21 protein-coding genes and 1 tRNA gene are annotated in these 21,365 nt (G+C 56.7%); 11 read left to right on the forward strand and 11 right to left on the reverse strand.

The window, feature by feature from the left end; translation table 11 throughout:
• Positions 1–2: 2 nt before the first annotated feature.
• Both hutG and hutI read right to left on the reverse strand, forming a co-directional pair.
• Positions 3–941 (reverse strand): formimidoylglutamase, encoded by a 939-nt coding sequence (gene hutG, locus BMW97_RS07520; RefSeq protein WP_090392628.1) that lies wholly within the window; start codon positions 939–941, stop codon positions 3–5.
• On the reverse strand, positions 938–2,161 hold the full coding sequence (gene hutI / locus BMW97_RS07525; RefSeq protein WP_045909474.1) for an imidazolonepropionase: 1,224 nt from the start codon (positions 2,159–2,161) through the stop codon (positions 938–940). Before hutI ends, hutG begins: the two co-directional genes overlap by 4 nt.
• 224 nt (positions 2,162–2,385) lie before the next feature.
• Here hutI and BMW97_RS07530 point away from each other — a divergent pair, with 224 nt between their 5' ends.
• The gene (locus tag BMW97_RS07530) at positions 2,386–3,669 is read left to right on the forward strand and encodes a putative acyl-CoA thioester hydrolase (RefSeq protein ID WP_045909473.1); all 1,284 of its coding nucleotides are present in this window, start codon (positions 2,386–2,388) and stop codon (positions 3,667–3,669) included.
• A gap of 123 nt (positions 3,670–3,792) precedes the next feature.
• Here BMW97_RS07530 and pgl read toward each other — a convergent pair whose 3' ends face one another.
• Positions 3,793–4,788: a 6-phosphogluconolactonase gene (gene pgl, locus BMW97_RS07535; RefSeq protein WP_045909472.1), complete on the reverse strand. Its 996-nt coding sequence runs from the start codon at positions 4,786–4,788 to the stop codon at positions 3,793–3,795.
• Positions 4,789–4,928: 140 nt separating this feature from the next.
• On the opposite strand from pgl, the gene BMW97_RS07540 reads away from it, so the two are divergent.
• Entirely contained in the window at positions 4,929–5,747 is an 819-nt protein-coding gene (locus BMW97_RS07540; protein ID WP_045909471.1) for a pyridoxal phosphatase, read from the forward strand.
• Here BMW97_RS07540 and modC read toward each other — a convergent pair whose 3' ends face one another.
• The 4 genes from modC to BMW97_RS07560 form a co-directional block, all read right to left on the reverse strand.
• On the reverse strand, positions 5,748–6,806 hold the full coding sequence (gene modC / locus BMW97_RS07545) for a molybdenum ABC transporter ATP-binding protein ModC (RefSeq protein WP_023292995.1): 1,059 nt from the start codon (positions 6,804–6,806) through the stop codon (positions 5,748–5,750).
• A gap of 2 nt (positions 6,807–6,808) precedes the next feature.
• Positions 6,809–7,498, reverse strand: a complete 690-nt coding sequence (modB, locus tag BMW97_RS07550; protein ID WP_045909470.1) for a molybdate ABC transporter permease subunit — start codon at positions 7,496–7,498, stop codon at positions 6,809–6,811.
• On the reverse strand, positions 7,498–8,271 hold the full coding sequence (gene modA, locus BMW97_RS07555) for a molybdate ABC transporter substrate-binding protein (protein WP_045909469.1): 774 nt from the start codon (positions 8,269–8,271) through the stop codon (positions 7,498–7,500). The genes modB and modA overlap by 1 nt, the downstream gene beginning before the upstream one ends.
• A gap of 178 nt (positions 8,272–8,449) precedes the next feature.
• Positions 8,450–8,599: an AcrZ family multidrug efflux pump-associated protein gene (locus tag BMW97_RS07560; protein WP_008501118.1), complete on the reverse strand. Its 150-nt coding sequence runs from the start codon at positions 8,597–8,599 to the stop codon at positions 8,450–8,452.
• Between the two features lie 127 nt (positions 8,600–8,726).
• Between BMW97_RS07560 and modE the strand changes: the two genes are divergently transcribed.
• From modE to gpmA, 7 genes are all read left to right on the forward strand, one after another.
• Positions 8,727–9,515 (forward strand): molybdenum-dependent transcriptional regulator, encoded by a 789-nt coding sequence (gene modE, locus BMW97_RS07565; RefSeq protein WP_045909468.1) that lies wholly within the window; start codon positions 8,727–8,729, stop codon positions 9,513–9,515.
• 67 nt (positions 9,516–9,582) lie between these two features.
• The gene (modF, locus tag BMW97_RS07570; protein WP_045909467.1) at positions 9,583–11,055 is read left to right on the forward strand and encodes a molybdate ABC transporter ATP-binding protein ModF; all 1,473 of its coding nucleotides are present in this window, start codon (positions 9,583–9,585) and stop codon (positions 11,053–11,055) included.
• Between the two features lie 201 nt (positions 11,056–11,256).
• Entirely contained in the window at positions 11,257–12,273 is a 1,017-nt protein-coding gene (gene galE / locus BMW97_RS07575) for a UDP-glucose 4-epimerase GalE (RefSeq protein ID WP_045909466.1), read from the forward strand.
• Between the two features lie 9 nt (positions 12,274–12,282).
• Positions 12,283–13,329: a galactose-1-phosphate uridylyltransferase gene (galT, locus tag BMW97_RS07580; protein WP_045909465.1), complete on the forward strand. Its 1,047-nt coding sequence runs from the start codon at positions 12,283–12,285 to the stop codon at positions 13,327–13,329.
• Positions 13,330–13,332: 3 nt separating this feature from the next.
• The gene (gene galK / locus BMW97_RS07585; protein ID WP_045909464.1) at positions 13,333–14,481 is read left to right on the forward strand and encodes a galactokinase; all 1,149 of its coding nucleotides are present in this window, start codon (positions 13,333–13,335) and stop codon (positions 14,479–14,481) included.
• Positions 14,475–15,515: a galactose-1-epimerase gene (gene galM / locus BMW97_RS07590; protein WP_045909463.1), complete on the forward strand. Its 1,041-nt coding sequence runs from the start codon at positions 14,475–14,477 to the stop codon at positions 15,513–15,515. The genes galK and galM overlap by 7 nt, the downstream gene beginning before the upstream one ends.
• A gap of 206 nt (positions 15,516–15,721) precedes the next feature.
• The gene (gpmA, locus tag BMW97_RS07600) at positions 15,722–16,474 is read left to right on the forward strand and encodes a 2,3-diphosphoglycerate-dependent phosphoglycerate mutase (RefSeq protein WP_008501111.1); all 753 of its coding nucleotides are present in this window, start codon (positions 15,722–15,724) and stop codon (positions 16,472–16,474) included.
• A 61-nt stretch (positions 16,475–16,535) separates the two neighbouring features.
• On the opposite strand, the gene aroG is transcribed toward gpmA, so the two are convergent.
• Complete coding sequence (gene aroG / locus BMW97_RS07605) at positions 16,536–17,588, reverse strand: 3-deoxy-7-phosphoheptulonate synthase AroG (RefSeq protein ID WP_045909462.1); 1,053 nt, start codon at positions 17,586–17,588, stop codon at positions 16,536–16,538.
• Positions 17,589–17,891: 303 nt separating this feature from the next.
• On the opposite strand from aroG, the gene BMW97_RS07610 reads away from it, so the two are divergent.
• Together BMW97_RS07610 and zitB are read left to right on the forward strand one after the other, a co-directional pair.
• Positions 17,892–18,272, forward strand: coding sequence for a protein YbgS (locus BMW97_RS07610; RefSeq protein WP_045909461.1), 381 nt, complete (start codon positions 17,892–17,894; stop codon positions 18,270–18,272).
• Positions 18,273–18,377: 105 nt separating this feature from the next.
• Entirely contained in the window at positions 18,378–19,316 is a 939-nt protein-coding gene (gene zitB / locus BMW97_RS07615) for a CDF family zinc transporter ZitB (RefSeq protein WP_045909460.1), read from the forward strand.
• Here the strand turns inward: zitB and pnuC are convergent.
• From pnuC to BMW97_RS07630, 3 genes are all read right to left on the reverse strand, one after another.
• Positions 19,313–20,032 carry a nicotinamide riboside transporter PnuC gene (gene pnuC / locus BMW97_RS07620; protein WP_024908791.1) on the reverse strand — a complete coding sequence of 240 codons (720 nt, stop codon included), beginning with the start codon at positions 20,030–20,032 and terminating at the stop codon, positions 19,313–19,315. The two genes, zitB and pnuC, sit on opposite strands and share 4 nt — an antisense overlap.
• Before the next feature lie 22 nt (positions 20,033–20,054).
• Entirely contained in the window at positions 20,055–21,098 is a 1,044-nt protein-coding gene (gene nadA, locus BMW97_RS07625; RefSeq protein ID WP_045909459.1) for a quinolinate synthase NadA, read from the reverse strand.
• A 191-nt stretch (positions 21,099–21,289) separates the two neighbouring features.
• Positions 21,290–21,365, reverse strand: a tRNA-Lys gene (locus tag BMW97_RS07630).

A 21,365-nucleotide genomic window follows, 5' to 3' on the forward strand; every position in this document is an offset into this window, starting at 1 on the left:
TGTTATGCCCACCAGTGAGCAATTTGCCAGGCCAGGCGGGCGGCGAGCTTAGCGCCCTGCCCGTCCCGATCGTACTGTGGGTTAAACTCTACCAGATCGGCGGCCTGAAGCTTACCGCTACGGCAGATATGTTCGATGACGGGGAGGAGATCCAGTGCCGGTATGCCTAACGCAGCCGGAGCGGAAACGGCAGGCATCTCGCTGGCGGGCAGGACGTCCAGATCGATCGTCAGGTAAATGCGATCGGCCTGCGCCAGCACACTTTCCAGCGCAGACAGTGCATCGCGCCTGAAATGGAGATCTTCCACCAGCGTGACGTTCAGGCGTTCAGCCTCATCCCACAGCGCCTGCGTGTTGGCCGCCCGGCTCACGCCAAAGCAGGCGTACTGAAATGCCCGCCCGCGCTCATCGCAGTAGTGCGCCAGTTGGCGAAACGGCGTGCCGGACGTCGCCCGCTCGGCCTTGCGCAGATCGAGATGGGCATCAAGGTTGATAATGACAACCCGCTCGTTCGGGAAGGCGTCCAGCACGCCGCGACCGTGCGCCCACGCGGTTTCGTGTCCGCCGCCAAAGACCAGCGTGCGCATCCCGGAGCGCTGGCAGGCTGTCAAGGCATCGCTTAACGTCTGCTGTGCCACCTCAAGCTCGTCACCTTCAACGTAGACCGATCCCATATCCGCCAGCCGATCGTGTCCCTGATGGCTTGCCATATTCGCCAGCGCCTTTCGCAGCATATCAGGCGCCTGCACGGCACCGGGCCTGCCCTGATTGCGTTTTACCCCTGCATCACATTCAAAGCCTATCAGCGCAATGCCGGATGATAGCGGCGTGAACGCTCCCTGCTGCCGTATCGTCTGGAAAATGCGCGTTGCGTTGCTGGCCTCAGCGCTGTCGTCGCGCCCCTGCCAGACCGATTTGGCTACGGGCCGCCATAACCTCATACTGCCTCCCCACGGAAAATACGTTGATACAGCGGATTGCGTCCCGGCTCGTAGACCATCTCAACCGGATGGCGAGCATCCCAGACGATGAAATCAGCGACAAACCCGGCCCGCAGCTGTCCGTGGGTTTCCCCGCGGCCCAGCGCCTGCGCGGCATGCCGCGTGACGCCAGCCCAGGCCTCTTCAGGCGTCAGGCCAAACTGGACGCAGGCCATGTTCATCGCCAGGTGCAGGCTCGCAAACGGGCTGGTACCGGGGTTATAGTCGGTCGCGACCGCCATCGGCACACCCTGTTTTCTGAGCTGTTCCACCGGCGGACGCTGGCGCTCCTGCAGAAAATAGAACGCGCCCGGCAACAGGACCGCAACCGTGCCGCTTTGCGCCATCGCCTGAACGCCTGCGTCGTCAAGATATTCGATATGATCGGCGGAGAGTCCCTTATACCGGCTGACCAGCGCCGCACCGCCCTGATTCGACAGCTGCTCGACGTGCCCTTTCACCGGAATACCGAGCGCGGTCGCCGCCTTAAAGAGGCGCTCGGTTTGCGACGGGGTAAAGCCGACGTTTTCGCAGAACACGTCTACTGATTCGTATAACTCTTTTTGCCACAGCGTGGGCAATATCTGCTCACAGACCAGCGTGAGGTACGCATCCGGATCCTGTCGGTATTCCGGCGGAACCGCATGAGCCGCCAGCAGCGTTGGGCTGATATCAACCGGATTATTGAGGCTCAGCTGGCGCGCGACCTGCAGCATCTTCTCTTCGGCCTCGGCGTTGAGACCGTATCCGGATTTGATTTCAACCGTGGTGACACCTTCATTCATCAGACGCTGAAGCCGCTGCTGCGCCAGCTTAAGCAGGGTTTCGGGCGAGCTGCTGCGCGTCGCCGTCACGGTAGCGTTAATCCCGCCCCCCTGGGCGCTGATGGTTTGATAAGAGACACCGTTCAGACGCTGCTCCCACTCCGCCGCGCGATCGCCGCCAAACACCAGGTGGGTATGGCAGTCAATCAGGCCCGGCGTGACCAGACGTCCCTGAAGATCGACACAGTGAGTGTGTCCGGCCGGAATGTCAGATTCAGGGATCACGGCCAGAAGGGTGTGGCCGCGTACGACCAGGGCATGTTGCTCTTTCAGTCCATAGGGTGCACAGACGTCCGGCGCCATCGTAGCCAGTCGCGCATTTCGCCATATCACATCGTCGGGATGAATCTGCTGCATGGGCATTCCACTTGTCATAGGTTGTATAGACATTTATTTTCATCTGTTGTCTGCTGTCAACCGACTTTGCGGAAAATGTTATTTATTTGTGATCACTTACCCGCCGCCCCTGGGCTAAAAATGCAACTTTTACCCTTTTTATCTTCCCGTTTCGCTCAACTTAGTATAAAAAAGCAGGCTATTTCGTCTATCCCGTAAAGACTTGCATACCCAGGAGCTTCACCTTGAACATTTCCAGGATTTCCCGTCTGGCGTTAGCACTCGCCTTTGGCGTGACATTATCCGCATGCAGTTCAACCCCACCGGATCAGCGGCCTTCTGAGCAGGTCGCGCCCGGTACGGCCTCCCGCCCGATTTTGTCTGCTGATGAAGCGAAGAACTTCGACCGTGCGCACTACTTCTCGTCGATGGATCCTAACGCTGCGCCGTGGACCCCGTCTTCGATTAACCTGCCGAAACAGCCTGACTTCGTGGTTGGCCCGGCGGGTGCGCAGGGCGTAACGCATACCTCGATTCAGGCTGCGGTAGATGCTGCCATCACGAAACACAGCGCGTCTCGCCAGTACATCGCGATCCTGCCAGGTGAATATGAAGGCACCGTGTATGTTCCGGCGGCACCGGGCAGCATTACGCTTTACGGTCTGGGCGAAAAAGCGATCGACGTAAAAATTGGCCTGGCGATTGATTCCGAAATCGACAGCAACACCTGGCGTCACCTGGTGAACCCGGCCGGTAAATATATGCCGGGTAAACCGGCGTGGTACATGTTTGATAACTGCCAGAGCAAGCGTGCCGCCACCATTGGCGTGATGTGCTCAGCGGTGTTCTGGTCCCAGAATAACGGTCTGCAGCTGCAGAACCTGACCATCCAGAATACCCTGGGTGACAGCGTTGACGCCGGTAACCACCAGGCCGTCGCGCTGCGCAGCGATGGCGATAAGGTGCAGATTAACAACGTCAACATTCTGGGTCGTCAGAACACTTTCTTCGTGACCAACAGCGGTGTACAGAACACGCTGCAGAATAATCGTCTGACCCGTACGCTGGTGACCAACAGCTACGTTGAAGGTGATGTGGATCTGGTGTCCGGCCGCGGCGCGGTGGTATTTGATAACACCGATTTCCGCGTGGTGAACTCACGCACTCAGCAGGAAGGTTACGTGTTTGCTCCGGCAACCCAGTCGAACCTCTTCTTCGGCTTCCTGGCCGTGAACAGCCGCTTTAACGCTGCCGGTGACGGCGTGGCGCAGCTGGGACGCTCCCTGGACGTGGACGCAGCGACCAACGGTCAGGTTGTGATCCGTGACAGCGTGATCAACGAAGGCTTCAACATGGCGAAGCCGTGGGCGGATGCGGCAATCTCCAAACGTCCGTTCTCCGGCAATACCGGTGCGGTGGACGATAAAGGGAACGTGCAGCGTAACCTGAACGACGCTAACTTCAACCGCATGTGGGAGTACAACAACCGCGGTCTCGGTAGCAAAGTGGTTGCTGAGCCGAAGCAGTAAGCAGTCCTTTTGCCGGGTGGCGGCTTCGCCTTACCCGGCCTACAGGTTATGTAGGCCCGGTAAACGCGGTGCCACCGGGCATAAAAAAACCTCGCATTCGCGAGGTTTTTTGTTTTAAGCCGCTTAGTGAGCGTTAACCACCACCCACATCGGCCCCTGGCCTACGGCGTAGCGCCCTTTCTCTTCCAGCAGACCCTGCTCGCCTTTAATTTCATACAGCGCGATATGGTGGGATTTCTGCCCCGCCGCAATCAGGTATTTGCCGCTGTGATCGATATTAAAGCCGCGCGGCTGGGTTTCCGTCGGCTGGAAGCCTTCAACCGCCAGCACGCTGCCGTCTTCGGAAACGCTAAACACGGTAATCAGGCTGGAGGTACGGTCACAGGCGTACAGATGACGGCCATCTGGCGTAATGTGGATATCTGCCGCCCAGCGGGTGTCGGAGAAATCAGACGGCATCATGTCCAGCGTCTGCACGCACTCAATCTGACCGTTTGGATCTTTCAGTTCCCATACGTCCACAGAGCTGTTCAGTTCGTTGACCACGTAGGCGTACTGCTGGTTCGGATGGAAGACCATATGACGCGGGCCTGCACCTTCTACCGTCGTGACTTCAGCAGGATTCTGCGCCACCAGGTGACCATCGTCGCTCAGGGTGAACAGGCAGATACGATCCTGCTTCAGCGCAGGTACCCACAGCGTGCGGTTATCCGGAGAGATATTCGCCGAGTGGCAACCTTCAAGCCCTTCCACCACATCCACGGTTTCGACCGGAATGCCATCTTCAAGACGGGTTACGCTGACGCAACCCGCGTTATAAGAGCCGCTGAAGACAAAGTTGCCTTTACGATCGGTTGAGATATGGGTTGGGCTGCCAGGCAACGGGGCTTCGGCAGTGTAAGTCAGCGCGCCGTCGTCCGGAGAGATGCGATAGGCCAGCACGCGGAACTCCGGGCGCACACCCACGTACAAGAAACGTTTATCCGGGCTGATAACCATCGGTTGCACCTGACCTGGCACATCAACAACCTGAACCAGCGTGAGTGTCCCCTCGGTATTTAAACGCCAGACGTGGATCTGCTGGCTTTCAGGACTGGCGGTATAAACGGTTTGTTTCATGAATATTCACTCCTCACTGCGCATGAAAGTAGTTAACTTTTGACGGTGAATGCTGAATTGTCGACAGGAGTTTTGAAGCGTTCGCCTCTCGGTGTACCATCCCATCAAAACGTAAATTCAATATTAACCCGGAAAAACAAATGACCTCGCGTGTGATTGCTCTGGATTTAGACGGTACCTTACTGACGCCGCAAAAAACCCTTCTCCCCTCTTCTCTGGAAGCGCTTAAACGCGCTCAGGAAGCGGGATATCAACTCCTTATCGTAACGGGTCGACATCACGTAGCCATTCACCCTTTTTATCAGGCACTGGCGTTAGATACACCTGCAATTTGTTGTAATGGCACTTATTTGTATGATTATCAGGCAAAAAAGGTTTTAGCCTCCGACCCGCTGCCGGTTCCCCAGGCGCTGCAACTGATTGATCTGCTGGATGAGCATGCCATTCACGGCCTGATGTACGTGGATAACGCGATGGTGTACGAGCGCCCAACCGGCCATGTGGTGCGCACCAGCAACTGGGCGTTGTCCCTGCCCGAAGCGCAGCGTCCGGTCTTTACTCAGGTAACTTCCCTGCGTCAGGCAGCCCAGGACGTTGAGGCTATCTGGAAATTCGCCCTGACGGATGAAGACACCACCAAACTGAATGCCTTCGCGAAACACGTGGAACAGACGCTGGGTCTGGAGTGTGAATGGTCCTGGCACGATCAGGTGGATATTGCCCGCAAAGGCAATAGCAAAGGCAAGCGTCTGACGCAGTATGTGGAATCGCAGGGCTGGTCAATGCAGGACGCGATCGCCTTCGGCGACAACTACAACGACATCAGCATGCTGGAAGCCGTCGGTACGGGCGTGGCGATGGGCAATGCCGACGACGCGGTAAAAGCGCGCGCTAACGTGGTGATTGGCGACAACACCACCGACAGCATCGCGCAGTACATTTATACCCACCTGCTGTAATCAGGCGGTGATCGAGACGCTCTTGATTTGCGCGTAGAGCCACAGGCCAGGTTTGATCCCTAACTCATCCCTGGCCCACGGGCTGATGCGTGCCCAGAGCGTTCTGCTTCCCACCTCGAGCTTCACTTCCACCTGGCCGTTATCATCAAAACACTCCGCGACTTTGGCGCGCAGGATATTTCGAATACTGGTTTGCAGCGGCGGCTGCAGCACCAGCGAAACGTCAGATGCCTGAATACGAATACGCAGCGCGGACTGTAATGGCTTGTCGATCTTATTGACCCACAGGTGCTGATCGCCCAGCGCCAGCGCCGTCATCGCGTAGTGCGGATGATGTTCCAGCACGCTCACTTTCAGGATGCTGCTCTGCTGTTCCCGGGGCAGCCAGGGGTGCATCACGCTGCTGCCCCACACCTCTTCCAGGTTGCCGAAGGCCTTGACGCTGCCCTCTTCCAGCACCAGCACCTTGTCGGCCAGATGGAGGATCTCATCCAGCGAATGGCTGACGTAGAGCATTGGAATATTAATTTCCCGCGTCAGGCGCTGCAGGTAGGGCAGGAGCTCACGTTTGCGCGGAATATCCAGTGAGGCCAGCGGTTCGTCGAGCAGCAGCAGTTCGGGTGCGGTCAGCAACGCGCGGCCAATGGCGACGCGCTGTTTTTCTCCGCCGGAAAGCGAGGATGGCAGCCTGTCGAGCAGTGGCTCAATGCCTAAAAGCGTCACCAGCTTATCAAACTGCCCGGCCATGCTTTTCGCCATGCCGTAACGCAGGTTGCCGCGCACGCTGTAGTGCGGGAATAAGCGTGCGTCCTGGAAAACATAGCCGATGCGGCGTTTATCCGGCGACAGATACACCTTGTTTTCCACGTCATTCAGAACGCGGTTATTCAATACAATCCGTCCTGACTGCGGGCGCGTCAGGCCGCTGATGGCATTTATCAGCGACGTTTTTCCCGCCCCCGACACGCCGAAGATGGCGGTGATACCGCTTGCAGGCAGCGTCTCGTTAAGCGTCAGGGTATGGTTTCCCAGCGTCTGAGTGAAATTCAGTTCCAGCATGCTTATTTCCCCATCCGCTCACGGCTCAGCCGCGCCAGCCATTCCGACACCAGCAGCGATACCAGGGCTAATACGATTGAGATGATACAGAGCCGCGCCGCCGCGCCCTCTCCGCCCGGCGTTTGAATCAGGGTATACATGGCCGATGGAATGGTTCGCGTCTCGCCGGGAATGTTCGAGACAAAGGTGATTGTCGCGCCAAACTCACCCAGCGAGCGGGCGAAGGCCAGTACCGTCCCGACAATAATGCCGGGTAAAGTCAGGGGAAGCGTGATGGTGAAAAAGACGCGCCAGCGCCCGGCACCCAGCGTACGCGCCGCCTGTTCGAGCTTCATGTCCACGCCTTCCAGCGCGAGGCGGATCGCCCTCACCATCAGCGGGAATGACATTACCGCTGCCGCCAGTACCGCACCGCGCCAGCTAAAAGCGAACGTCAGCCCAAACCAGTCGTAGAGCTTCTCGCCGATAAAACCGCGCCGCCCCATCGAAACCAGCAGCAGATAACCGACCACCACGGGCGGCAACACGAGCGGAAGATGAAGCACGCTGTCGAGCAGCGCTTTGCCGGGAAACTGACAGCGAACCAGTAACCAGGCAAAGAAGATCCCAAAGGGCAAACTCAGCGCAACCGCCAGGGAAGAGACTTTAAGGCTCAGCAGAACAGCCTGCCATTCAGGATCGGTCAATATCATCAGTGAGTCGTAAATCCGTAACGTTTAAAGATTGCGGACGCTTCCGGCCCCTTCAGATAATCGCGGAAAGCCGTCACGGTCGCATTTTTATGTCCATCAACAATCGCAACAGGATATTCCACTTTCTTGTGGGAGTCTTCCGGGAACGTAGCCACCACTTTCACACCCTTGCTGGCTACGGCATCAGAGCCATACACAATGCCCAGCGGGGCTTCGTTGCGTTCCACTAGCGCCAGCGCGCCGCGGACATCTTCCGCCGGAGCCAGCTTCGGCGGCAATGTCTCCCACGCGCCCAGCTTTTGCAGCGCTTCTTTGGCGTAGATCCCGGCCGGAACGTGCTCCGGATCGCCCACCGCCAGACGCCCGCCGTTCAGCAGACTTATCCAGTGGGTCTCTTTGTTGATGGTGAAGTCAGCCTGGGCGCTGGCTTTTGGCGCCACGACAACCAGGCTATTCCCCAGCAGCGTTTCGCGGGTTGCCGCATCAATCGCTTTCTTCTCCACCGCGTAATCCATCCACTTCTGGTCAGCCGAGATGAACAGATCCGCTGGTGCGCCCGCTTCTATCTGGCGCGCCAGCGTCGAGGAAGAGGCAAACGAGGATACAACCTCGACGTTTTTCTCTTTTTTATACGCCGCCGCGATATCCTGCAGCGCGTTGGTCAGCGACGCCGCCGCAAAGACCGTGATTTTACCGTCGTCCGCCAGCGCGTGGCCGGTAAGTGAAAGCGTCAGCGTTGCCCCTGCGAAAAGGCGTACCCAGGTACGTGCCATTTTTAACTCCTGTGAGTAGCGTTATATACACATTAATATAACGGTAACGTCAGGGAGATCCCAGCGTTAAATCGTACCGCTGAAGAGGTAAACCGGTGTGATACGTTAAATATTATCGGCGAAAACGGGAAAATCTTGAGAGCAAAACGCCCGGGCAAGCCGGGCGTTTTGGGGGGAATCAATGCTGCTTTTTAGCCTGGTCTCTGTGACCAATGTTCGAAAAGACGTTGAACACTTCACCCAGGCCGTAGATGGCACCGAGGATGATGGCCATCACTACTGGTACCATGATCACGGCGAATACCAGACTTTTCAACAACTCTAACATGGTTTTCTCCAGATATTGTGAATAGCTTATTCTACCCTTTCAACTGAGAAAAACATCCCCTTTTGTGCGGTACCCTTTGCGCCCTGCACCATTTGGGTCACAATACCCTTTTTGCCAGGACACTGTTATGCAGGCCGAAATTCTCCTCACACTCCGACTTCAGCAAAAGCTTTTCGCCGATCCGCGACGTATCACCCTGCTTAAACAAATAGAACAAACAGGCTCGATTAGCCAGGGGGCGAAAAACGCGGGCATCAGCTATAAAAGCGCCTGGGACGCCATCAACGAAATGAACACCCTGAGCGAACAGCCGCTGGTGGACAGAGCCACGGGCGGCAAAGGTGGCGGCGGTGCGATCGTGACGCGTTATGGACAGCGCCTTATTCAGCTTTACGACCTCCTGGCCCAGATTCAGCAAAAAGCGTTCGATGTGTTAAGCGATGACGATAACGTGCCGCTGGACAGTCTGCTGGCCGCCATTTCCCGCTTCTCGCTACAAACCAGCGCCCGCAACCAGTGGTTTGGAACGGTGACGGCGCGCGATAATCTGCAGATACAGCAGCATATTGAGATCCTGCTTGCCGATGGCACCACCCGCCTGAAAGCCGCCATAACGGCGCAAAGCGCGGAACGTCTTGAACTGGATGAAGGTAAAGAGGTGCTGGTGCTGCTGAAGGCGCCGTGGGTCACTATCACGCGCGATCCCGATGCGGCAAAGGCAGCAGATAACCAGCTGCTGGGCACCATCAGCCACATCGAACGCGGCCAGGCGCAGTGCGAAGTGCTCATGACCCTGGCAGACGGGCAACCGCTTTGCGCGACCCTACCGCTCAGCGAGTCGGACGGCTTAGAAGAAGGTGCTGTCGTCACCGCGTATTTCAACGCGGACCGGGTGATTATCGCCACTTTGTGCTGAGCGCATTGACAATCGTACCGACAGTGCGTATCCCTGATATCTATTGCTGCAAAAACAGGGATAAATCATGTCATCATTGCATATTTCGCAAGGCACGTTTCGTCTTAGCGATACCCGAACGCTGACGATTGCTGATTTGACACTACGCGCGGGTGAAAGCTGGGCGTTTGTCGGCACCAACGGCAGCGGTAAATCTGCGCTGGCCCGTGCGCTGGCGGGAGAGCTCAACCTCCTCAAGGGCGAATACCAGAGCGACTTTACGCGCCTGACGCGCCTGTCGTTTGAACAACTGCAAAAGCTGGTCAGCGACGAGTGGCAGCGCAACAACACCGATTTGCTCAGCCCTGGCGAAGACGATACCGGCCGTACGACCGCAGAAATTATACAGGATGAGGTGAAAGACCCCGCCCGCTGTGAGCGCCTGGCAGAACAGTTCGGTATCACCCCTCTGCTGAACCGGCGCTTTAAATACCTTTCTACCGGCGAGACGCGAAAAACGCTGCTTTGTCAGGCGCTGATGAGCCAACCTGAACTGCTTATTCTGGACGAACCGTTCGACGGTCTTGACGTGCAGTCCCGGGCGCAGCTGGCGTCCCTGCTGGCATCGCTTAATCAGCAGGGATATACCCTCGTACTGGTGCTTAACCGCTTCGATGAAATTCCGGACTTTATCCAGCACGCGGGCGTCCTGGCCGACTGTAACCTGATCGAGACCGGCGAAAAAACCGCGCTGCTTAAGCAGGCGCTGATTGCCCAGCTCGCCCACAGCGAACAGCTCGACGGTATTACCCTTCCGGAACCTGACGCCCCTTCTGCCCGCCATGCGCTTGACCCCCACCAGCCGCGCATCGTGCTGCGTGACGGGATGGTCGCTTATGACGATCGCCCGATTCTTAACCGCCTCAGCTGGACAGTCAATCCGGGCGAGCACTGGCAGATTGTCGGCCCCAACGGCGCGGGGAAATCCACGCTGCTGAGCCTGATCACCGGCGATCACCCGCAGGGCTATAGCAACGATCTGACGCTGTTCGGTCGGCGTCGCGGCAGCGGCGAAACCATCTGGGATATTAAAAAACATATCGGCTATGTCAGCAGCAGCCTGCATCTGGATTATCGGGTCAGTACCACGGTACGCAACGTGATCCTCTCCGGGTATTTTGACTCGATCGGCATTTATCAGGCGGTGTCGGACAAACAGCACAAGCTGGCCCAGCAGTGGCTGGACATCCTGGGCATGGACAACCGGGTCGCTGACGCGCCGTTTCATAGCCTGTCGTGGGGGCAACAGCGTCTGGCACTGATCGTTCGCGCGCTGGTGAAACACCCTACGCTGCTGATCCTCGACGAACCGCTGCAGGGACTCGACCCGTTGAACCGACAGCTTATCCGCCGCTTTGTGGACGTGCTGATTAGCGAAGGTGAAACGCAGCTGCTGTTTGTTTCACATCATGCCGAAGATGCCCCCTCCTGCATCACGCATCGCCTGGAGTTTGTTCCGGATGGTGAGCACTATCGTTATCTGCAAAGCAAAATCGATTGACCCCCGGAGGGCACCGCCCTCCGTTTTTCAGATAACCTGCACTAATACATTGCTATCCCGTTGATCTACAATGCCTCATGGCAGCTGAAAATCGGATTTTAAAAACAGTGTAAACGATTCCACTATTTTATCCCATGTCACACTTTTTGCGTCTCTGTTATGCTATGGTTATTACATACCATAAGCCCAATGGAGCGAAATATGCGAGTTCTGGTAACAGGTGGTAGCGGTTACATCGGTAGTCATACCTGCGTGCAGCTGCTGCAAAACGGCCATGACGTCATCATTCTCGACAACCTGTGCAACAGTAAGCGCAGCGTGCTGCCTGTGATTGAACGTCTTGGCGGTAAACAACCGACTTTCGTGGAAGGCGACATCCGCAACGAAGCGTTGATGACCGAGATCCTTCACGACCACGCTATTGAAGCGGTGATCCACTTCGCGGGTCTGAAAGCCGTCGGGGAGTCCGTTGCAAAACCGCTCGAGTATTACGACAACAACGTCAACGGTACCCTGCGTCTCATCTCCGCCATGCGTGCGGCCAACGTCAAAAACTTCATCTTTAGCTCTTCCGCCACCGTCTACGGCGATCAGCCCAAAATTCCTTACGTTGAAAGCTTCCCGACCGGGACGCCGCAGAGCCCGTACGGCAAAAGCAAGCTGATGGTGGAGCAGATCCTGACCGACCTGCAAAAAGCTCAGCCGGAGTGGAGCATCGCGCTGCTGCGCTACTTCAATCCGGTCGGTGCCCATCCGTCAGGCAATATGGGTGAAGATCCGCAGGGCATTCCGAACAACCTGATGCCGTATATCGCGCAGGTTGCCGTCGGTCGCCGCGATTCGCTGGCGATTTTTGGCAATGACTACCCCACCGAAGATGGCACTGGCGTGCGCGACTATATCCACGTGATGGATCTGGCAGACGGCCACGTTGCCGCCATGCAGCAGCTGGCGGATAAACCTGGCGTGCATATTTACAACCTCGGCGCCGGGGTCGGCAGCAGCGTGCTGGACGTGGTCAATGCCTTCAGCAAAGCCTGCGGCAAGCCGGTGAACTACCACTTCGCACCGCGTCGTGAGGGCGATCTGCCTGCTTACTGGGCCGACGCCACCAAAGCCGACAAAGAGCTTAACTGGCGTGTTACGCGCACGCTTGATGAAATGGCACAGGATACCTGGCACTGGCAGTCACGCCACCCGCAAGGCTATCCGGACTAAGGATCCGTCATGACGCAATTTAATCCCGTCGATCATCCGCATCGTCGCTTTAACCCGTTAAGCGGGCAATGGATTTTAGTTTCTCCACATCGCGCCAAGCGCCCCTGGCAGGGGGCGCAGGAGACGCCTGCAAAACAGACCTTACCGCAGCACGACCCGGACTGCTTCCTCTGTCCGGGCAATACGCGCGTGACCGGGGATAAAAACCCGGACTACAAAGGCACCTTCGTGTTTACCAACGATTTTGCCGCCCTGATGACCGACACGCCGGACGCGCCGGAAAGCCACGATCCGCTGATGCGCTGTGAAAGCGCGCGCGGTACCAGCCGCGTGATCTGCTTCTCTCCCGATCACAGCAAAACGCTGCCGGAGCTGAGCGTTGAGGCACTGAAAGAGGTGGTCAGCACCTGGCAGGCGCAAACTGCCGAGCTGGGTCAAACTTACCCGTGGGTGCAGGTGTTTGAAAATAAAGGTGCGGCAATGGGCTGCTCCAACCCGCATCCGCATGGCCAGGTCTGGGCGAACAGCTTCCTGCCTAACGAAGCCGAGCGTGAAGACCGTCTGCAAAAAGCGTATTACGCGGAAAACGGCTCGCCGATGCTGGTGGATTACGCACAGCGTGAGCAGGCAGACGGCAGCCGTACCGTGGTGGAAACCGAACACTGGCTGGCCGTCGTCCCTTACTGGGCCGCCTGGCCGTTTGAGACGCTGCTGCTGCCTAAAGCACACGTGCTGCGCATCACCGAACTCAGCGACGCGCAGCGCGACGACCTTGCCCTGGCGCTGAAAAAACTGACCAGCCGTTATGACAACCTGTTCCAGTGCTCCTTCCCGTACTCCATGGGCTGGCACGGCGCACCGTTTAACGGGGAAGAGAATCCGCACTGGCAGCTGCATGCCCATTTCTATCCGCCGCTGCTGCGCTCTGCGACGGTGCGTAAATTTATGGTGGGCTACGAAATGCTGGCGGAAACCCAGCGTGATCTGACGGCGGAACAGGCGGCAGAACGTCTGCGTGCCGTTAGCGACGTCCACTATCGCGAATCAGGAGTCTAAAAAATGAGTCTGAAAGATAAAACACAATCCCTGTTTGCTGAGAAATTTGGCTACCCTGCCACCCACATTATTCAGGCACCTGGTCGCGTTAACCTGATCGGTGAACACACTGACTACAACGACGGTTTTGTGCTGCCGTGCGCCATCGATTACCAGACGGTCATCAGCTGCGCGAAGCGCGACGACCGTCAGGTTCGCGTGATTGCGGCGGATTATGGTAATGAGACGGACACGTTTTCCCTCGATGCCCCGATTGTGACGCACGACAGCCAGCAGTGGTCTAACTACGTGCGCGGCGTGGTGAAGCATCTGCAGAAGCGTAACAAAAACTTCGGCGGCGCCGATTTGGTCATCAGCGGCAACGTGCCGCAGGGGGCGGGCTTAAGCTCCTCTGCGTCTCTGGAGGTCGCCGTGGGCACCGTGTTCCAGCAGCTCTATCATTTACCGCTGGATGGCGCACAAATCGCCCTGAACGGTCAGGAAGCGGAAAACCAGTTCGTGGGTTGCAACTGCGGCATCATGGACCAGCTAATCTCCGCGCTGGGCAAAAAAGAACACGCGCTGCTGATCGACTGCCGCTCGCTTGGCACCAAAGCCGTTCCCCTGCCAAAAGGCGCGGCTGTCGTGATCGTCAACAGCAACTTTAAGCGCACGCTGGTGGGCAGCGAGTACAACACCCGCCGCGAGCAGTGCGAAACCGGCGCCCGCTTCTTCCAGCAGCCCGCCCTGCGCGACGTGACGCTCAATGAATTTAACAAAGTGGCGCACGAGCTGGATCCGATTGTCGCCAAACGCGTTCGTCACGTGCTGACGGAAAATGCCCGTACCGTTGAAGCCGCCTCTGCGCTGGCGAAAGGTGACCTGAAACGCATGGGTGAGCTGATGGCGGAATCTCACGCCTCCATGCGCGATGATTTCGAGATCACCGTTCCGCAAATCGACACCCTGGTGGAGATTGTCAAAGCGGTCATTGGCGACAAAGGCGGCGTACGCATGACGGGCGGCGGTTTTGGCGGCTGCATCGTTGCGCTGGTGCCTGAGGAGCTTGTCCCTGCCGTACAGGACGCCGTGGCGAAGCAGTACGAAGCGAAAACAGGTATTAAAGAAACCTTCTATGTTTGCAAAGCATCACAAGGAGCCGGACAGTGCTAAACGAAACACCTACCCTCGCACCGGATGGTCTGCCGTATCGCCTGTTAACCCTGCGCAACCGCGCGGGGATGGTGGTTACGCTTATGGACTGGGGTGCAACTCTGCTTTCAGCCCGCGTACCGATGCCGGACGGCAGCGTGCGCGAAACCCTGCTCGGCTGCGCATCGCCCGAGCAGTATGTTAATCAGTCCGCCTATCTGGGCGCATCCGTAGGACGCTATGCTAACCGCATCGCGAAGAGCCGCTTTGAGCTCGACGGCGTGCAGTACACCCTGCTTCCAAGCCAGGGTGAAAACCAGCTGCACGGCGGCCCGGAAGGCTTTGATAAACGTCGCTGGAAAATTGTTCGTCAAAACGACGGCGAAGTGCTGTTCTCGCTGGATTCGCAGGACGGCGATCAGGGCTTCCCGGGTAACCTTATCGCCTCCGCGCGCTTAACATTGACGGACGATAACCGTATCGCCATTGAATACCATGCGACGGTCGACAAGCCGTGTCCGGTCAACCTGACCAATCACGCGTACTTCAATCTGGACGGCAACCAGTGCGACGTGCGTGAGCACAAGCTGCAGATCCTGGCGGATGCGTATCTGCCGGTTGACGAAATGGGCATTCCGTATCAGGGGCTCAAGGACGTGAGCGGGACCAGCTTTGATTTCCGCCGCGCGAAAACGATCGCCCAGGATTTCCTGAGCGATGACGACCAGCGCAAGGTGAAAGGATACGACCACGCGTTCCTGCTGCAGGCCAAAGGTGATGTGAAACAACCTGCCGCACAGGTCTGGTCCACCGATGAGAAGCTGCAGATGACGGTTTATACCACTGCCCCTGCCCTGCAGTTTTACTCAGGTAACTATCTCGGCGGCACAACGGCGCGCGAACACGAAGAGTACAGCGACTGGCAAGGCCTGGCGCTGGAGAGCGAGTTCCTGCCGGACAGCCCGAATCATCCGGAATGGCCGCAGCCGGACTGCGTGCTGCGCCCGGGTGAAGAGTACGTTAGCGTGACGGAATATCATTTTATTCCACATTAATCTTCAGCCCTCCCTCTGGAGGGCTTTTTTCTGCGCGCCTTGCTGAAAATAGCGCCGATCGCAGACAAAATCATAACCCTGGATTCACAAGCATCTTACACTCAGAGACTATTTTCGCTATGGTTAGGGTTAAGCGTTGCTGCTGGCACGGCCACGGCAATATAATGAGAATTGTTATCATTCTAAAAATGCTTGAGGAGTAAGAGATGGCTATTACTAAGCTGGTTCTGGTGCGTCACGGCGAAAGCCAGTGGAACAACGAAAACCGCTTTACCGGTTGGTACGACGTTGATCTGTCCGAGAAAGGCGTAAGCGAAGCAAAAGCAGCAGGTAAACTGCTGAAGGAAGAAGGCTTCAGCTTTGATTTTGCTTACACCTCTGTGCTGAAACGTGCCATCCATACCCTGTGGAACGTGCTGGACGAACTGGACCAGGCCTGGCTGCCGGTTGAGAAATCCTGGAAACTGAACGAGCGTCACTACGGTGCGCTGCAGGGCCTGAACAAAGCGGAAACCGCTGAGAAATACGGTGACGAGCAGGTTAAACAGTGGCGTCGCGGCTTCGCGGTCACCCCACCAGAGCTGACCAAAGATGACGAGCGCTACCCGGGCCACGACCCGCGTTACGCGAAACTGACCGACGCTGAGCTGCCAACCACCGAGAGCCTGGCGCTGACCATCGACCGCGTTGTGCCTTACTGGAACGAAACCATTCTGCCACGTCTGAAAAGCGGCGAGCGCGTGATTATCGCGGCTCACGGTAACTCCCTGCGTGCGCTGGTGAAATACCTGGACAACATGGGTGAAGACGAAATTCTCGAACTGAACATCCCAACTGGCGTACCGCTGGTGTATGAGTTCGACGAAAACTTCAAGCCAATCAAACACTACTACCTGGGTAACGCGGACGAAATCGCAGCGAAAGCGGCGGCCGTTGCGAACCAGGGTAAAGCGAAGTAATTTTCGCTGACCATAAAAAAAGCGCGGAACCGTCCGCGCTTTTTTATTTGAGCCGGCAGAATTAACCGCGACGCGCTTTCACTGCGTTAGCCAGCTGGCGCAGGATGGCGTCGGTATCGTCCCAGCCGATACAGGCATCGGTCACGCTCTTGCCGTACACCAGCGGCTCGCTGCCTTCCAGGTTCTGGTTACCTTCAACCAGATGACTTTCGATCATCACCCCAATTACCGCCTTCTCACCGCCGGCAATCTGCTGACAGACATCTACGCCCACTTCCATTTGCTTTTTAAACTGCTTGCTGGAGTTGGCGTGGCTGAAATCGATCATCACCTGCGGTGGCAGCCCGGCTTTTTCCAGCCCGACTTTGACTTCGGCCACATGTTTTGCGCTGTAGTTCGGCTCTTTGCCGCCGCGCAGAATGATATGGCAGTCACCGTTACCGCTGGTGTTAACGATGGCAGAGTGACCCCACTTGGTCACGGACAGGAAGCAGTGCGGTGCACCTGCAGCATTGATAGCGTCAATGGCGACCTTGATGGTGCCGTCAGTGCCGTTTTTGAAGCCCACCGGACAAGAGAGACCGGACGCCAGCTCGCGGTGAACCTGAGATTCAGTAGTGCGGGCACCAATTGCCCCCCAGCTCATCAGGTCTGCCAGATACTGGGGCGTAATCATGTCCAGGAATTCACCGGCCGCCGGCAGGCCGCTGTCGTTGATCTCCAGCAGCAGCTTGCGCGCAATGCGCAGACCGTCGTTGATCTGGAAGCTGTTATCCATGTGCGGATCGTTGATCAGTCCTTTCCAGCCCACGGTGGTGCGCGGTTTTTCAAAGTAGACACGCATGACGATTTCCAGCTCGTCCTTCAGCTCTTCACGCAGGGTGAGCAGACGGGCAGCGTATTCTTTCGCGGCAGCAGGATCGTGAATCGAGCACGGGCCAATCACCACCAGAAGACGATCGTCATTACCTTTCAGGATCTTATGGATCGCTTTACGAGCATGAGAAACCGTGTTTGCGGCATTTTCAGTGGCGGGGAATTTCTCAAGGAGTGCTACAGGAGGTAATAACTCATTGATCTCTTTAATGCGTAAATCGTCGTTCTGATAATTCATCTTCGTTCCAGCTCTGCCATATCTTTAGTAATGAAAGCAATCCTTTCAATCTATCTTGTCGACCAGGAAGTGTAAACACGGTTTTACACTTCACGCAGATAATTCCTGGAATTCGCCTAAAAATCGCCACAAAATAGCGAAAAATGAGATCTAACCTAAGCTTTTTAACTGTAACAACCAATTTTAAACGCTTAAACGCGATTCCCTACTGACGTAAGTCCGTAAGGCGGAATCTTTCGCCTCAAAAAAGATGCACTGTTGGAGAATGTTATCCAGCGTAACGACAAGAACAGGAGCACCATGATGAAAATGACAAAACTGGCAACCCTCTTCCTGACCGCCACCCTTACCCTTGCCAGCGGCAGCGTCCTGGCCGCCGAAACGGGCACCTCAGAGAGCAACGGTGACGCGAATGCGGCTGCGGCGGCAGGTCAGCCTGCGCCTGATGCAAAACAGAATATTGCCCCGAATAACGTCGACAACGGCCAGATCAATACCGGTAATACCAACACGGGCGGCACCATGCTGCATCCAGACGGTAGCGGTTCCGGCACCATGAACCATGACAATATGAGTTCAGACGAGGTCCACAAGAACTCCATGTGTAAGGACGGCAAATGCCCGGACCCTAACGACAAAGTGGGTGACGACGCCAATACCAAAACGGATGGTACCACCCAGTAATTTGTATGCACCGTCAGAAAAAGGAGAGCCCAGGCTCTCCTTTCTTTTTGGAGTAACCTATTAAAAACGCTACACTAAAAACAATAACACTTCAGGAAAGCAGACATGGCGCACTCCCATTCCCACTCGCATGCACCCGGCAACGACAACGCTAAACGGCTGATGCTGGCCTTTGGCGTCACGGCAACGTTTATGATTATCGAGGTCATTGGCGGCCTGGTTTCCGGCTCTCTGGCGCTTCTGGCCGATGCCGGACATATGCTGACCGATGCCGCCGCCCTGCTCTTCGCCCTGCTGGCCGTGCAGTTTGCGCGTCGTCCTCCGAATACGCGCCACACCTTCGGCTGGCTGAGGCTGACCACCCTGGCCGCATTTGTTAACGCCATTGCGCTGGTGGTCATTACCGTGCTTATCGTCTGGGAGGCCATACAGCGCTTTCAGCATCCACAGCCGATCGCCGGGGCGACAATGATGGTCATTGCCGTGGCAGGGTTGCTGGCGAATATTCTGGCCTTCTGGATCCTGCACCGCGGGAGCGGGGAAAAGAACCTCAACGTGCGCGCGGCGGCACTGCATGTGCTGGGGGATTTGCTCGGTTCAGTCGGGGCGATTGTCGCCGCGCTGGTGATCCTCTATACCGGCTGGACGCCTGTCGATCCGATTCTGTCCGTGCTGGTGTCGTGTCTGGTCTTGCGCAGCGCCTGGCGACTGCTGAAGGAGAGCGTGAACGAACTGCTTGAAGGGGCGCCAGCATCCATGGACATCGATGAGCTGAAGCGCAACCTGCGCCGTACTGTCCCGGAAGTCCGTAATGTCCATCACGTGCACGTCTGGCTGGTGGGAGAGAAACCGGTCATGACGCTACATGTCCAGGTGATCCCACCTCACGACCACGATGCGCTGCTCGATCGCATCCAGCACTTCCTGGAGCACCACTACGACATTAGCCACGCTACCGTCCAGATGGAGTATCAGCCCTGTAGCGGACCGGACTGCCACCTTAACGAGGCGCAGTCCGGTCATTCACATCATCATGACCACTAGCTGGAAAGCGCGTGAGAGCCTCGCTCACGCGCGCTGTTAATCCACATTCGGCTGCCGTTCAGCGCGATGAAGGTCAGCAGCAGATATTCCAGCGACATGGCATAGACGCCCTGCAGGGCGAAGATCGCCACGCTGATCACGTTGATGATGACCCACAGCAGCCAGTTCTCAACGTATTTACGGGTCATCAGAATCATTGCCGCAATCGACAGCACCATCATGCAGGAATCCCAGAACGGGAAAGCATCCGGCTGGAGTTCTGGCATCGTCACGTTCAGGCCGATGCCGGACATGACTGAAACGGCAACGCGGGTCAGGAAGGCAAACACCGGGTTGATGTAAACGGTCATTAAGCCAATGGCCACCACGCAGGCGACGAACCAGGCGATGGCTTTCGGCAGGGGCAGCCAGCGGATCTGCAACTCGGCCTCCTGCTGGCTGTTCTGACGCGACCAGGCATACCAGCCGTAAATATTGGCGGCAAAGAAGAACAGCTGCAAAAGCAGGCTGGCGTACAGCTGGATCTGGAAAAAGATAATCGCAAACAGCGTGACGTTAATCAGCCCGAACGCGTAGTTACTGATCTTCTCCAGGCTTGCCAGCCAGATACACAATAAGCCCGCCAGCGTACCTACGGCCTCAATCCATGACAGGTCATAGCCACCTGCACCAATCGGTATATGAACCAGAATGTTATGTGTGCTAAAAAAATCCATCTTTTCCCCGGGGCGAGTTGAATTAAGTACGTAGTGTAGCCGCAAAATCCAGCATGCGGTTAAGCGGAATTAACGCGCCTTCACGCAGGGCGGCATCCACATGGATTTCATGCGCCGCACCACCGGTTTCTAACCCTTCGGCAATCGCTTTCAGGCCGTTCATCGCCATCCAGGGACAATGCGCGCAGCTGCGGCACGTTGCGCCCTCGCCCGCCGTTGGTGCTTCAAGAAGCTCTTTCTCCGGCACGGCCTGCTGCATCTTATAGAAGATACCGCGATCGGTCGCCACGATAAGCTGCTTGTGAGGCAACGTTCTGGCCGCGTTAATAAGCTGGCTGGTTGAGCCCACGGCATCCGCCATGTCGACAATTGACTGCGGTGACTCGGGGTGAACAAGAATGGCGGCGTCAGGATAAAGCGCCTTCATGCGCGCCAGCGCCTGAGTTTTGAATTCATCATGCACAATGCAGGCACCCTGCCAGCAAAGAACGTCAGCACCCGTCTGCTTCTGAACATAATTGCCGAGATGACGATCAGGCGCCCAGATAATTTTCTCCCCCAGGCTGTCCAGATGTTCAATCAGCTCAACGGCGATGCTCGACGTGACCACCCAATCAGCCCGCGCTTTTACCGCCGCTGAGGTGTTAGCGTAGACCACCACGGTCCGGTCAGGGTGAGCGTCACAGAAGGCCGTGAATTCGTCAATCGGACAGCCGAGATCCAGGGAACACTCCGCGTTAAGCGTGGGCATCAGAATGTTTTTTTCCGGGCTCAGAATCTTTGCCGTCTCGCCCATAAAACGCACGCCGGCAACCAGCAGCGTGGAAGCGGGATGTCGTGCACCGAAGCGCGCCATCTCCAGTGAGTCAGAAATGCAGCCGCCGGTCTCTTCCGCCAGTTGCTGGATCTCCGGGTCGGTGTAGTAATGAGCCACCATTACCGCATCGCGCTCTTTAAGAAGACGTTTGATCTTCTCGCGGTAGAATTGCTTTTCGTCCTGGCTCAACGGGACAGGCTTTGGCGGAAACGGATAGATTGCGGCTTCAGGATCAAACATCACACTCATTATGGCTTCTCGTTTTACGGGCTTAACAATATTGCCTTTCATTTGCCTGACATAGCAAAACGCGTGGCAATTGTGTTTTGTATACTAAACAAGATAGCGAATCTGGCGAGAAAAGTCACCGGGAATAGATGGGCGGAGCATTTGTTGTACCGCAGATAGCAAAAAGGCGCCTTTAGGGCGCCTTTCTACATTGGTGGGTCGTGCAGGATTCGAACCTGCGACCAATTGATTAAAAGTCAACTGCTCTACCAACTGAGCTAACGACCC

The organism is Enterobacter sp. NFIX58 (assembly GCF_900110475.1).
In the GTDB taxonomy this organism is placed as follows: Bacteria; Pseudomonadota; Gammaproteobacteria; order Enterobacterales; family Enterobacteriaceae; genus Enterobacter; species Enterobacter quasiroggenkampii.